The 12875-nt window shown below is 64.8% G+C and carries 7 protein-coding genes and 3 rRNA genes; 5 read left to right on the forward strand and 5 right to left on the reverse strand.

What is annotated here, in order from left to right:
- The first annotated feature begins 4 nt into the window (after positions 1-4).
- Positions 5-622 carry a hypothetical protein gene (locus OG241_RS34730; protein ID WP_405821033.1) on the forward strand — a complete coding sequence of 206 codons (618 nt, stop codon included), beginning with the start codon at positions 5-7 and terminating at the stop codon, positions 620-622.
- Here the strand turns inward: OG241_RS34730 and OG241_RS34735 are convergent.
- The gene (locus OG241_RS34735) at positions 619-1554 is read right to left on the reverse strand and encodes an RDD family protein (protein WP_405821034.1); all 936 of its coding nucleotides are present in this window, start codon (positions 1552-1554) and stop codon (positions 619-621) included. The genes OG241_RS34730 and OG241_RS34735 overlap by 4 nt on opposite strands.
- A gap of 130 nt (positions 1555-1684) precedes the next feature.
- On the opposite strand from OG241_RS34735, the gene OG241_RS34740 reads away from it, so the two are divergent.
- From OG241_RS34740 to rrf, 4 genes are all read left to right on the forward strand, one after another.
- A complete protein-coding gene (locus OG241_RS34740; protein ID WP_405821036.1) occupies positions 1685-2692 on the forward strand; it encodes a stage II sporulation protein M in 1008 nt (335 codons plus the stop codon).
- Positions 2693-3294: 602 nt separating this feature from the next.
- Positions 3295-4821: ribosomal RNA gene (locus OG241_RS34745) — 16S ribosomal RNA — on the forward strand.
- 319 nt (positions 4822-5140) lie between these two features.
- Positions 5141-8264 (forward strand): 23S ribosomal RNA (locus OG241_RS34750).
- Positions 8265-8360: 96 nt separating this feature from the next.
- A 5S ribosomal RNA gene (gene rrf / locus OG241_RS34755) occupies positions 8361-8477 on the forward strand.
- Together the 16S, 23S and 5S rRNA genes form the textbook arrangement of a ribosomal RNA operon.
- 112 nt (positions 8478-8589) lie before the next feature.
- Here the strand turns inward: rrf and OG241_RS34760 are convergent.
- Genes OG241_RS34760 through OG241_RS34775 form a run of 4 tightly spaced genes read right to left on the reverse strand, consistent with a single transcriptional unit; the run spans position 8590 to position 12873 of the window.
- On the reverse strand, positions 8590-9900 hold the full coding sequence (locus OG241_RS34760; protein ID WP_405821038.1) for a DUF58 domain-containing protein: 1311 nt from the start codon (positions 9898-9900) through the stop codon (positions 8590-8592).
- Positions 9900-10889: a MoxR family ATPase gene (locus OG241_RS34765; RefSeq protein WP_319092624.1), complete on the reverse strand. Its 990-nt coding sequence runs from the start codon at positions 10887-10889 to the stop codon at positions 9900-9902. The genes OG241_RS34760 and OG241_RS34765 overlap by 1 nt, the downstream gene beginning before the upstream one ends.
- The gene (locus tag OG241_RS34770; protein ID WP_405821039.1) at positions 10889-12094 is read right to left on the reverse strand and encodes a DUF4350 domain-containing protein; all 1206 of its coding nucleotides are present in this window, start codon (positions 12092-12094) and stop codon (positions 10889-10891) included. Before OG241_RS34770 ends, OG241_RS34765 begins: the two co-directional genes overlap by 1 nt.
- The gene (locus tag OG241_RS34775; protein WP_405821040.1) at positions 12091-12873 is read right to left on the reverse strand and encodes a DUF4129 domain-containing protein; all 783 of its coding nucleotides are present in this window, start codon (positions 12871-12873) and stop codon (positions 12091-12093) included. Before OG241_RS34775 ends, OG241_RS34770 begins: the two co-directional genes overlap by 4 nt.
- Positions 12874-12875 lie beyond the last annotated feature (2 nt).

The raw sequence follows: 12875 nt of genomic DNA on the forward strand, positions 1-12875 counted from the left end.
CTCCATGCCCCGCGGCCGTTATTCGCTCCACGATCCGCACGACCACACCCCTCTCGCAGAAGAACACTTCCACTGCGCCCCCGGCCCCTCCGGCTGGCGCTATGTCTCCCAACTGACCACACCCTCGGGCGACCACAGCGGCTCCGTCGACCTCACCCTCGACGACCTGGGCCGTCCGATCCGCCTCGAACTCCACGCGGCGAGCTGGCAGGTCCGTGGTGCCGCACTCGACGGTGTCACCTGGGTCCGCACCGACCCCACCGGCATTCACGCCACCGAAGGCAACGTCCCCGCCCATGCCTTCACCGGCACATCCCCCGCGTTCCTGATCGCCACCGCCCGTCTCCTGCGCCTCACCCCCTCCGCCGCAGCGACCCGCGTACGCCTCGTCGCCCTCACGGACCCGGTACTCGCCCCACGCACCGTGGACCAGTCCTGGGCCTTGGTGAAAAGAGAAGCACACGCCACTGACAACGACCCCCTGACAGTGGACGAATACCAGGTCACAGCCCTGGACACGGGCGAACAGCACGCCGTGCACATCGCCGGCGACGTGGTCCTGGCCGCACCAGGCATCGAGCTTGAACACCTGGAGTCCCCGCCGTCCACGTTCGCCGACTAGGCGGGCGGTGCGAACCCGCCGGAGGGACGGCGACCACTGGCCTCGCTTCGGTCCTGCGGCGCCGCTTCGACGACCGGGACAGGGGCGGCGGCCTCGGCGACCGCAGGATAGGTAATCCCAGCAGGCGAGTGCGGCACCGGAGCCCCGAAGAACTGAGGCGTCCCCGGCCCGCTGCTCACCGGTGCGCTCCCGAACGCCCGCCGAGCCTCGCGTACCTGCCGCTCCTGCACCACGGCCGCGAGATAGGCCGCCGGTGGAACATCGGGCGGCGCCGGAGTCCCCGTACGCGCCGCCACATCGGACGCGAGCCGCTCGGCCATGGCCCAGCCCACCTGCGGATCCAGTTGCTGCATACGCGTCAGATACTGACGTACGGCCAGCCACAGGCCGTCGGGCACGGCCGACAGATCGAGCTCCGCGAACCGGCCGGACAACCAGGGCGGTGGCGGAGGAACGAAAGCGGCCCGACCGACGGGTACTCGCTCCCGTACGACGAGCGTGCCCGCGACGACATCACCGAGCCGCCGGCCCCGCGCCGAAACGAGCGAGGCGATACAGGCCACGACCCCGAACGTGATCAGAATCTCGACCACACCGACCGCGCCCCGCACCAGTGCATGCCGAAACCGGATCGGCCCGCCGTCGTCCCGTACCACCCGTAGACCACACGCCAGCTTGCCGAGCGAACGGCCATGGCTGAGTGTCTCCACCGCGATTGGCGCGCCCACCAGCACCAGAATGAAAGCCGCGATGGACAGAGCGACCTGTGCCGCCTCGTCCAGCGAGGCCGTGGACACGACCACAACAATGGTGACGACGGTGTAGACCAGCCCGACCACAACAAGGTCCAGCAACACGGCAAGCGCCCTGCTGGGCAGTTTCGCGGGGCGCAACTCCAGCGCCACCGCCTCGCCCGTAACCAGCTCACTCACGCCTGCCGTCCTTCCCCTGACCTGCCCATGGAACCGCCAGTCTGCCAAGCTGAAGGCGCATCGCGCCGCAGTACGACAAGCCGACACCGACGACGTGCAGTCGACGAACAGCCGAGGAGCAGGCAAAACGATGGACCTCGACGTCTTCGTCTCCGCCCACCGAGCCGAGTGGGACCGGTTGGACGCACTGCTGCGCCGCCAGCGCCGCCTCACCGGAGCCGAGGTGGACGAGCTCGTGGCCCTCTACCAACGCACTGCCACCCATCTCTCGCTCATCCAGTCGAGTGCGCCGGACCCCCAGCTCACCGGCCGGCTCAGCCAACTGGTGGCACGCGCGCGTAGTGCCGTGACAGGAACCCGCCGCGCGTCCTGGCGTGACGTCACCCGCTTCCTCACGCACGGCTTCCCCGCAGCGGTCTACCGATCGCGCCATTGGTGGGTGCCCACCGCGCTCATCTCCACGGCGGTGGCGGTCCTCCTGGGCTGGTGGATAGGAACGCACCCCGAAGTGCAGTCCTCCATAGCGGCACCCGACGACCTGAGCGCCCTCACCCGCCCCGGCGGCGAGTACGAGACGTACTACTCCAGCCACCCCGCCGCTTCCTTCGCCGCCCAGGTGTGGACGAACAACGCCCAGGCCGCCGCGATGTGCCTGGTCCTGGGAGTCTTCCTCTGTCTCCCGGTCATCTGGATCCTCTTCCAGAACATGCTCAACGTGGGTGTCGGCCTTGGTCTGATGTCCTCGGCGGGCCGGCTGGACACCTTCCTCGGCCTGATCCTTCCGCACGGCCTCCTCGAACTGACCGCGGTCTTCGTGGCGGCCGGTACGGGCCTGCGCCTCGGCTGGACCGTCATAGACCCGGGCCCGCGTTCCCGCCGCACGGCACTGGCCGAGGAAGGACGAGCAGCCCTGGGCATGGCGATAGGACTGGCCCTGGTCCTCTTCGTCTCCGGCGCCATAGAAGGCTTCGTCACCCCGTCCGGCCTGCCCACATGGGCGCGCATCACGATCGGCGTCATCGCCGAACTGTCCTTCCTCGCCTACGTATATGTCCTCGGCGGTCGAGCGGCCCGGGCCGGCGAGACGGGTGACCTGACAGCGGCCGAGCGCAGTGCCGCTGTCCCCGCAGCCGCCTGATGTGCGAACACGGCTTCCGGGCTGCTAGTCTCCTCTTCGCCCCACAAGAGCCGTTGACGCGGAGGTAGTGGGGAGGTAGATTAGAGCAGTTGCCTAGAGCCGGACAGGCTCGGTGGCGGCGGTGAAAATCTACTGGTTTCTCGAGGACTTGGATTCTTGAGGACCACACCCCGATGAATCTCAGGAATGAACAGCCGGTCAGTCCGGCCAAAAACTTCTGATAAAGTCGGAGTCGCCGGAAAGGGAAACGCGAAAGCGAAAACCTGGAAAGCACCGAGGAAATCGGATACGGAAACGGTCTGATAGAGTCGGAAACGCAGGACAGCAAGACAAAGTTAAACAGTAGGACCGAAGGGAAACTGCCCGGAGGAAAGCCTGAGAGAGTCTCTCGGGTGAGTACGAAGGAAGCGTCCGTTCCTTGAGAACTCAACAGCGTGCCAAAAATCAACGCCAGATTTGTTGATACCCCGGCTCACGGAATGTTCTGTGAGTTCGAGGTTCCTTTGAAGTAACACAAACACAGCGAGGACGCTGTGAACGGTCGGGCTTATTCCGCTTGACTGTTCCGCTCTCGTGTGTGTGCACCGGATATCCGGTAAACATTCACGGAGAGTTTGATCCTGGCTCAGGACGAACGCTGGCGGCGTGCTTAACACATGCAAGTCGAACGATGAAGCCTTTCGGGGTGGATTAGTGGCGAACGGGTGAGTAACACGTGGGCAATCTGCCCTGCACTCTGGGACAAGCCCTGGAAACGGGGTCTAATACCGGATAATATCTTCCCTCGCATGGGGGTGGGTTCAAAGCTCCGGCGGTGCAGGATGAGCCCGCGGCCTATCAGCTTGTTGGTGAGGTAGTGGCTCACCAAGGCGACGACGGGTAGCCGGCCTGAGAGGGCGACCGGCCACACTGGGACTGAGACACGGCCCAGACTCCTACGGGAGGCAGCAGTGGGGAATATTGCACAATGGGCGAAAGCCTGATGCAGCGACGCCGCGTGAGGGATGACGGCCTTCGGGTTGTAAACCTCTTTCAGCAGGGAAGAAGCGAAAGTGACGGTACCTGCAGAAGAAGCGCCGGCTAACTACGTGCCAGCAGCCGCGGTAATACGTAGGGCGCAAGCGTTGTCCGGAATTATTGGGCGTAAAGAGCTCGTAGGCGGTCTGTCGCGTCGGATGTGAAAGCCCGGGGCTTAACCCCGGGTCTGCATTCGATACGGGCAGACTAGAGTGTGGTAGGGGAGATCGGAATTCCTGGTGTAGCGGTGAAATGCGCAGATATCAGGAGGAACACCGGTGGCGAAGGCGGATCTCTGGGCCATTACTGACGCTGAGGAGCGAAAGCGTGGGGAGCGAACAGGATTAGATACCCTGGTAGTCCACGCCGTAAACGGTGGGAACTAGGTGTTGGCGACATTCCACGTCGTCGGTGCCGCAGCTAACGCATTAAGTTCCCCGCCTGGGGAGTACGGCCGCAAGGCTAAAACTCAAAGGAATTGACGGGGGCCCGCACAAGCAGCGGAGCATGTGGCTTAATTCGACGCAACGCGAAGAACCTTACCAAGGCTTGACATACACCGGAAACATCCAGAGATGGGTGCCCCCTTGTGGTCGGTGTACAGGTGGTGCATGGCTGTCGTCAGCTCGTGTCGTGAGATGTTGGGTTAAGTCCCGCAACGAGCGCAACCCTTGTTCTGTGTTGCCAGCATGCCCTTCGGGGTGATGGGGACTCACAGGAGACTGCCGGGGTCAACTCGGAGGAAGGTGGGGACGACGTCAAGTCATCATGCCCCTTATGTCTTGGGCTGCACACGTGCTACAATGGCCGGTACAATGAGCTGCGATGCCGTGAGGCGGAGCGAATCTCAAAAAGCCGGTCTCAGTTCGGATTGGGGTCTGCAACTCGACCCCATGAAGTCGGAGTTGCTAGTAATCGCAGATCAGCATTGCTGCGGTGAATACGTTCCCGGGCCTTGTACACACCGCCCGTCACGTCACGAAAGTCGGTAACACCCGAAGCCGGTGGCCCAACCCCTTACGGGGAGGGAGCTGTCGAAGGTGGGACTGGCGATTGGGACGAAGTCGTAACAAGGTAGCCGTACCGGAAGGTGCGGCTGGATCACCTCCTTTCTAAGGAGCATCTAGGCCACCAGACATTGTCTGGTGGTCCAGGACCATTACGTCGGCATACGTTCGACGGTGGTTGCTCATGGGTGGAACGTTGATTATTCGGCACCGTCGGTCGTCTCAGGCTGCAAGTACTGTCCCCTTTTGGGGGGCGTGGAAAGCTGATCTGGGGGGCGGGGGTGTCGGGCACGCTGTTGGGTGTCTGAGGGTACGGCCGGAAACGGTCGCCTTCAGTGCCGGCCCCAGTGAACTCGCCCGTGTGGGTGGGGTGGTGGGTGGTTGGTCGTTGTTTGAGAACTGCACAGTGGACGCGAGCATCTGTGGCCAAGTTTTTAAGGGCGCACGGTGGATGCCTTGGCACCAGGAACCGATGAAGGACGTGGGAGGCCACGATAGTCCCCGGGGAGTCGTCAACCAGGCTTTGATCCGGGGGTTTCCGAATGGGGAAACCCGGCAGTCGTCATGGGCTGTCACCCACATCTGAACACATAGGGTGTGTGGAGGGAACGCGGGGAAGTGAAACATCTCAGTACCCGCAGGAAGAGAAAACAACCGTGATTCCGGGAGTAGTGGCGAGCGAAACCGGATGAGGCCAAACCGTATACGTGTGAGACCCGGCAGGGGTTGCGTGTGCGGGGTTGTGGGATCTCTCTTTCACAGTCTGCCGGCTGTGAGGCGAGTCAGAAACCGTTGGTGTAGGCGAAGGACATGCGAAAGGTCCGGCGTAGAGGGTAAGACCCCCGTAGTCGAAACATCAACGGCTCGTTTGAGAGACACCCAAGTAGCACGGGGCCCGAGAAATCCCGTGTGAATCTGGCGGGACCACCCGTTAAGCCTAAATATTCCCTGGTGACCGATAGCGGATAGTACCGTGAGGGAATGGTGAAAAGTACCGCGGGAGCGGAGTGAAATAGTACCTGAAACCGTGTGCCTACAAGCCGTGGGAGCGTCGCGCATTGAGTTTACTCAATGCGTCGTGACTGCGTGCCTTTTGAAGAATGAGCCTGCGAGTTTGCGGTGTGTTGCGAGGTTAACCCGTGTGGGGAAGCCGTAGCGAAAGCGAGTCCGAATAGGGCGATTCAGTAGCGCGCTCAAGACCCGAAGCGGAGTGATCTAGCCATGGGCAGGTTGAAGCGGAGGTAAGACTTCGTGGAGGACCGAACCCACCAGGGTTGAAAACCTGGGGGATGACCTGTGGTTAGGGGTGAAAGGCCAATCAAACTCCGTGATAGCTGGTTCTCCCCGAAATGCATTTAGGTGCAGCGTCGTGTGTTTCTTGCCGGAGGTAGAGCACTGGATAGGCGATGGGCCCTACCGGGTTACTGACCTTAGCCAAACTCCGAATGCCGGTAAGTGAGAGCACGGCAGTGAGACTGTGGGGGATAAGCTCCATGGTCGAGAGGGAAACAGCCCAGAGCATCGACTAAGGCCCCTAAGCGTACGCTAAGTGGGAAAGGATGTGGAGTCGCACAGACAACCAGGAGGTTGGCTTAGAAGCAGCCACCCTTGAAAGAGTGCGTAATAGCTCACTGGTCTAGTGATTCCGCGCCGACAATGTAGCGGGGCTCAAGCGTACCGCCGAAGTCGTGTCATTCCAGCAATAGGGCCAACGCCTGCTGGGATGGGTAGGGGAGCGTCGTGTGCCGGGTGAAGCTGCAGCGGAAGCTAGTGGTGGACGGTTCACGAGTGAGAATGCAGGCATGAGTAGCGATACACACGTGGGAAACGTGTGCGCCGATTGACTAAGGGTTCCTGGGTCAAGCTGATCTGCCCAGGGTAAGTCGGGACCTAAGGCGAGGCCGACAGGCGTAGTCGATGGATAACCGGTTGATATTCCGGTACCCGCTGTGAAGCGTCAAACATTGAACCAGGCGATGCTAAGTCCGTGAAGCCGCCCCGGAGCCTTCGGGCAAGGGGGAGTGGTGGAGCCGACGGACCAGACCTGCAGTAGGTGAGTGATGGGGTGACGCAGGAAGGTAGTCCATCCCGGGCGGTGGTTGTCCCGGGGTAAGGGTGTAGGCCGTGCGATAGGCAAATCCGTCGCACACTAGGGCTGAGACCTGATGCCGAGCCGATTGTGGTGAAGTGGATGATCCTATGCTGTCGAGAAAAGCCTCTAGCGAGTTTCATGGCGGCCCGTACCCTAAACCGACTCAGGTGGTCAGGTAGAGAATACCGAGGCGTTCGGGTGAACTATGGTTAAGGAACTCGGCAAAATGCCCCCGTAACTTCGGGAGAAGGGGGGCCATCACCGGTGAGGAAACTTGCTTTCCGAGCTGGGGGTGGCCGCAGAGACCAGCGAGAAGCGACTGTTTACTAAAAACACAGGTCCGTGCGAAGCCGTAAGGCGATGTATACGGACTGACGCCTGCCCGGTGCTGGAACGTTAAGGGGACCGGTTAGTCACATTTCGGTGTGGCGAAGCTGAGAACTTAAGCGCCAGTAAACGGCGGTGGTAACTATAACCATCCTAAGGTAGCGAAATTCCTTGTCGGGTAAGTTCCGACCTGCACGAATGGCGTAACGACTTCTCGACTGTCTCAACCATAGGCCCGGTGAAATTGCACTACGAGTAAAGATGCTCGTTTCGCGCAGCAGGACGGAAAGACCCCGGGACCTTTACTATAGTTTGATATTGGTGTTCGGTTCGGCTTGTGTAGGATAGCTGGGAGACTGTGAAGTGGGCACGCCAGTGTCTGTGGAGTCGTCGTTGAAATACCAGTCTGGTCGTGCTGGATGTCTAACCTGGGTCCGTGATCCGGATCAGGGACAGTGTCTGATGGGTAGTTTAACTGGGGCGGTTGCCTCCTAAAGAGTAACGGAGGCGCCCAAAGGTTCCCTCAGCCTGGTTGGCAATCAGGTGTTGAGTGTAAGTGCACAAGGGAGCTTGACTGTGAGACCGACGGGTCGAGCAGGGACGAAAGTCGGGACTAGTGATCCGGCGGTGGCTTGTGGAAGCGCCGTCGCTCAACGGATAAAAGGTACCCCGGGGATAACAGGCTGATCTTCCCCAAGAGTCCATATCGACGGGATGGTTTGGCACCTCGATGTCGGCTCGTCGCATCCTGGGGCTGGAGTCGGTCCCAAGGGTTGGGCTGTTCGCCCATTAAAGCGGTACGCGAGCTGGGTTTAGAACGTCGTGAGACAGTTCGGTCCCTATCCGCTGCGCGCGCAGGAACATTGAGAAGGGCTGTCCCTAGTACGAGAGGACCGGGACGGACGAACCTCTGGTGTGCCAGTTGTCCTGCCAAGGGCATGGCTGGTTGGCTACGTTCGGGAGGGATAACCGCTGAAAGCATCTAAGCGGGAAGCCTGCTTCGAGATGAGTGTTCCCACCCCCTTTGAGGGGTTAAGGCTCCCAGTAGACGACTGGGTTGATAGGCCAGATCTGGAAGCCCGGTAACGGGTGGAGGTGACTGGTACTAATAGGCCGAGGGCTTGTCCTCAGTTGCTCGCGTCCACTGTGTTGGTTCTGAAACCACGAACAACCCCACCCCCGTTGGTTATGGGGGGTGGTGCGGTTGATATGTGTTTCACCGTGTTTCGGTGGTCATAGCGTGAGGGAAACGCCCGGTTACATTCCGAACCCGGAAGCTAAGCCTCACAGCGCCGATGGTACTGCAGGGGGGACCCTGTGGGAGAGTAGGACACCGCCGAACAAATATTGCGAAAAGCCCCGTACCGGGAAACCGGTCCGGGGCTTTTCTGCGTTTCGGTGTTGATTGGAAATGGTGTCTCTTCGGCCAGGAGAGACACCATTCGAGACACCGTTCAAAGGCGTCCTGCGGCTTTCAGGGCCAGATATGCGTCCGCCAGTGCCGGCGCCAGGGCGTCTGGAGTGGCGTCGACGACCGTGACGCCGTGGCGGCGGAGTTGTTCGGCGGTTCTGTGGCGTTCCGTCTGTGCCTGGGCGGCGGCTGCGGCCTCGTACACCGCTTCGGTGTTTCCTCGGGCTGTTGCCATGGTTGCGATGTGTGGGTCTGCCACCGCGGCTACGAGGACTGTGTGGCGCTGGGTCAGTTGAGGGAGGACCGGGAGCAGGCCCTCTTCGATGGGGGCCGTGTCGAGGCTGGTGAGCAGAACGATCAGGGAGCGCCTGGGGGCCGTACGGAGCGCGGAGGCCGCGAGTCCGCGGGCGTCCGTTTCGAGGAGTTCGGGTTCCACGGTGGCCATCGCGTTGACCAGCGACGGGAGAACGTCGGCTGCGGCTCGGCCCTGGACGAGAGCCCGGACCCGGCGGTCGTAGGCGAGGAGATCCACGCGGTCACCTGCGCGGGAGGCCAGGGCTGCCAGGAGAAGTGCTGCGTCCATCGAGGCGTCCAGGCGGGGGACGTCGCCCACGCGGCCCGCCGACGTACGGCCGGTGTCGAGGACCAGGAGGATGTGGCGGTCGCGTTCGGGGCGCCAGGTGCGTACGGCGACCGTGGTCTGGCGGGCTGTGGCGCGCCAGTCGATGGAACGGGTGTCGTCTCCGGGAACGTACTCGCGCAGGCTGTCGAATTCCGTGCCTTCGCCGCGGGTCAGGACGCTGGTGCGGCCGTCGAGTTCGCGTAGGCGGGCGAGCTTCGAGGGGAGGTGTTTGCGGCTGGTGAACGGCGGGAGGACGCGCACGGTCCAGGGAACGTGGTGGTTGCCCTGGCGGGCGAAGAGACCGAGAGGGCCGTACGAGCGGATCGTGATGCGTTCGGCCTGGCGGTCGCCTCGGCGGGTGGGACGTAGCCGGGTGGTGACGCGGCGGCGTTCGCCGGCGGGGACCGCCAGGCGGTGGCGGGAGGCCTCCACCTCGGTGCCGGACTGCCAGCTGCTGGGCGGCCAGGCGTCGCGGAGACGGGCGCGGAACAGGCGGCCGGAGGGGTTGGTGACGGTGAGCGTCACGTCCGCCGGTTCGCCCAGGCGTGCGGATGTGTCGCCGGAGCGGCTCAGGCCGAGGCGGCGTACGGGTGCGGCCAGGGCGTAGTCGCAGGCGCAGGCGATCGCCAGCGGGCCGTTGACGGCGAGGAAGCCTGTCCAGCTCGGGCCCCAGACGCCGACGGGGATCGAGCCCAGGGCCGCCACGAGGGCGGCGCGGCCGGTGAGTGGCATCAGCGGGGAACGGGGACGTGGGCGAGGATCGCGTTGATGACCGAGTCGGCCGTCACGCCCTCCATCTCGGCCTCCGGGCGGAGTTGCACACGGTGGCGGAGGGTGGGCAGGGCGAGCGCCTTGACGTCGTCGGGGATGACGTAGTCGCGGCCCGTCAGCCAGGCCCAGGCGCGGGAGGTCGCGAGGAGGGCCGTGGCGCCTCGGGGGGAGACGCCGAGCGTGAAGGACGGGGACTCGCGGGTGGCGCGGCAGATGTCCACCACATAGGCGGTGATCTCGGGGGAGATCGTCGTCTTGGCGACGGCCGCGCGGGCAGCTTCCAGGTCGGCCGGGCCTGCCACGGGGCGTATGCCGGCGGCGCGCAGGTCACGTGGGTTGAAGCCCTCGGCGTGGCGGGTCAGGACGTCGATCTCGTCCTGCCGGGAGGGGAGAGGGATCGTCAGCTTGAGGAGGAAACGGTCCAGTTGGGCTTCGGGGAGGGGGTACGTGCCCTCGTACTCGACCGGGTTCTGGGTCGCGGCGACCAGGAACGGGTCGGGGAGGGGCCGCGGGGTGCCGTCGACCGTGACCTGGCGTTCCTCCATGGCTTCCAGGAGGGACGACTGGGTCTTCGGGGGCGTGCGGTTGATCTCGTCCGCGAGGAGGAGGTTGGTGAAGACCGGGCCCGGCTGGAAGGAGAACTCCGCGCTGCGGGTGTCGTAGACGAGGGAGCCCGTGATGTCGCTCGGCATCAGGTCCGGAGTGAACTGGACGCGCTTGGTGTCGAGTTCGAGAGCGGAGGCGAGGGCCCGGACGAGCAGCGTTTTGGCTACTCCAGGGACTCCTTCGAGCAGCACGTGTCCGCGGCAGAGGAGGGCGACGACGAGGCCGGTCACGGCGGGGTCCTGGCCGACCACGGCTTTGGCGATCTCGGCGCGCAGGGCTTCCAGGGAAGCCCGGGCGGTGTCCGGGTTCCCGGTGATCCCGGCGTTGTCAGTGGTCGGGTCCATCATGGACGGCGTACCTCTCTTTCGAGGGCGTCGAGTTGGTCGGCGAGGGAGATGAGTGCGGCGTCGTCGCGGGGCGGCGGGCCGAAGAGCAGGGAGTGCAGGGACTGTCCGTCGCCGTGGTCGTGGAGGTGGGCGGACAGAGCGGGGAGCAAGGCCTCGGGCGCGTGTGCCTGGGGCACGGGGACGCCTACCAGGGGGGCGAGGCGAATGCGGGTGGTGGAGCGAAGAGCGCCTGCCGCGCGGTCGCGGGCGTTGGTTTTGCGGTAGAGGCGGGCGCGGCCTTCGATGGTTTCGGAGGCGCGGATCGCCACCGGGAGACGTTCGGGTACGAGGGGGCCGAAGCGGCGTGCCCGCCAGAAGGCGGCCAGGACCGCGGCGAAGAAGAGCTGCAGGGTGCCCCAGCCCCATCCCGAAGGGAGCAGGTCGAACAGGCTGCGCTCGCCGGATTCGGTGCGCGAGTCGTCGGAGAGCGAGGGGAGGTACCAGACCAAGTGGGGGCGGGAACCGAGCAGTTGGAGGGCGAGCGAGGCGTTGCCGTGCTTGTCGAGCCGATCGTTGTACAGGATGTCGGGCGCGCCGAGGACGACGGTGTCGCCGTTCCCGGTGGCCGCGGGGACGCGTACGAGAGTGGGCAGGCCGTTGCTCGGGTAGCACACGTCGGCGCCGGGGACTGTGGTGTCGTAGCGGAAGCCACCCGTGTCGGCGGTGCCCGCTCGGCGGGCGGCGGGCAGGTCGCAGCCGGGGGAGAGCTTCGAGTCGAAGCTGATCGCGCGGTCGGCGGTGACGCCGGGGGCGAGTGTCTCGACGGACGGGCTGCTGGGGGCGACCAGGATGGTACGTCCGCCGGAGTTCCCCGTCGCCGCGTGCAGTTGCCGCTGTTGACGGTCGGTCAGCAGATCGGGGGCCGCGATCAGGAGTGTGGTGTCCGCGTCGGCTGCGGTGCTCGCCTGGGCGAGGGTGGTGACCACGCGGGTGGACACGCCTCGTTCGGCGAGGAGTGTGGCGACGGCGCGACTGCCGTGGGGGTCGGCGGAACGTGGGTCGAGGCCGCCGCGCCGGGTGCCGGAGTTGATCACGGCGAGCGTGACGGCGCCCACGAGGAGGAGGACGACGCCGAGGACGATGCCCCGCGCGCGGGTCCACACCTGGCGGGCGGTTGGCGAGGTCGACGTGGTGGCGGGGAGGGGCGTGGTCTCGATGCTCACTCGGCGGCTCCCTGGTGGCTCCTGGGGGCCGTGCTCGGGGTGCTGCTGATGTTCGCGAGGGCCGGTTTCGTACGTTCCAGGTCGGTGTCGAGTTCGGTGAGCCGGCGGTACATCTGGGGGGTCGCGGTGCGCCCGCCGTACGTCACCTCGTCGAAGTCGCGGGCCGCGGTGCGCAGGCGGTCGGTGTGCGCGGGCAGGGTACGGCCCGCTTCGGCGGCCGCCTCGTCGGCGGTGCGGCCGGGGCGGGCATCGAGGAGCGCGCGCTCCTCCAGGGAGCGGACGACGGCACGCAAGCGTTCCTGGACGGCCTGGTTCCAGTGGCCCTGGGCGGCGTGTGCCTCGGCGGCGGCGCGGTGTTCGGCGGCGCTGCGGGGGCGGTCGTCGAAGAGCGCGGCGGACGAGGTGGGGCCGGGGCGCGGGCTGCCGAGGCGCCACCACAGGGCGCCGATCACGGCGGCGACGGCCAGGAGGACGACCACCAGTCCGACCATCCCTCCTGGGGTCGCTGTCGAGGCCGCGTTGAACACCCTGTCGAGCCAGTCCCAGAAGGCGTCCATGGCCCGTTGGAACAGGCCGGGATCGTTCTCGTGGTACATGCGCTTGGACAGCTCGCGCTGTGCTGCCTCGCGCGCGGGATCGCGAGGAATCGTCACCGGCGGGTCGTCGGCCGCCAGTGACAGTACGGCGGTGTCGCCGGCGCGCAGCAGAGCTCGTACGGCTGCTTCGGCGGTGGGCGGCAGGGCCGGCACCGTGGTGAGGAATCCCCCCGTCAGGCTCACCG

This window comes from Streptomyces sp. NBC_01390 (genome assembly GCF_045040105.1).
Lineage (GTDB): Bacteria > Actinomycetota > Actinomycetes > Streptomycetales > Streptomycetaceae > Streptomyces.

What these genes read in the sequence shown, in the direction of transcription:
- OG241_RS34760 (WP_405821038.1), bottom strand. Translation starts at nt 9,900, where the DNA reads ATGCCACTCACCGGCCGCGCCGCCCTCGTGGCGGCCCTGGGCTCGATC.
- OG241_RS34730 (WP_405821033.1), top strand. Translation starts at nt 5, where the DNA reads ATGCCCCGCGGCCGTTATTCGCTCCACGATCCGCACGACCACACCCCT.
- OG241_RS34765 (WP_319092624.1), bottom strand. Translation starts at nt 10,889, where the DNA reads ATGGACCCGACCACTGACAACGCCGGGATCACCGGGAACCCGGACACC.
- OG241_RS34740 (WP_405821036.1), top strand. Translation starts at nt 1,685, where the DNA reads ATGGACCTCGACGTCTTCGTCTCCGCCCACCGAGCCGAGTGGGACCGG.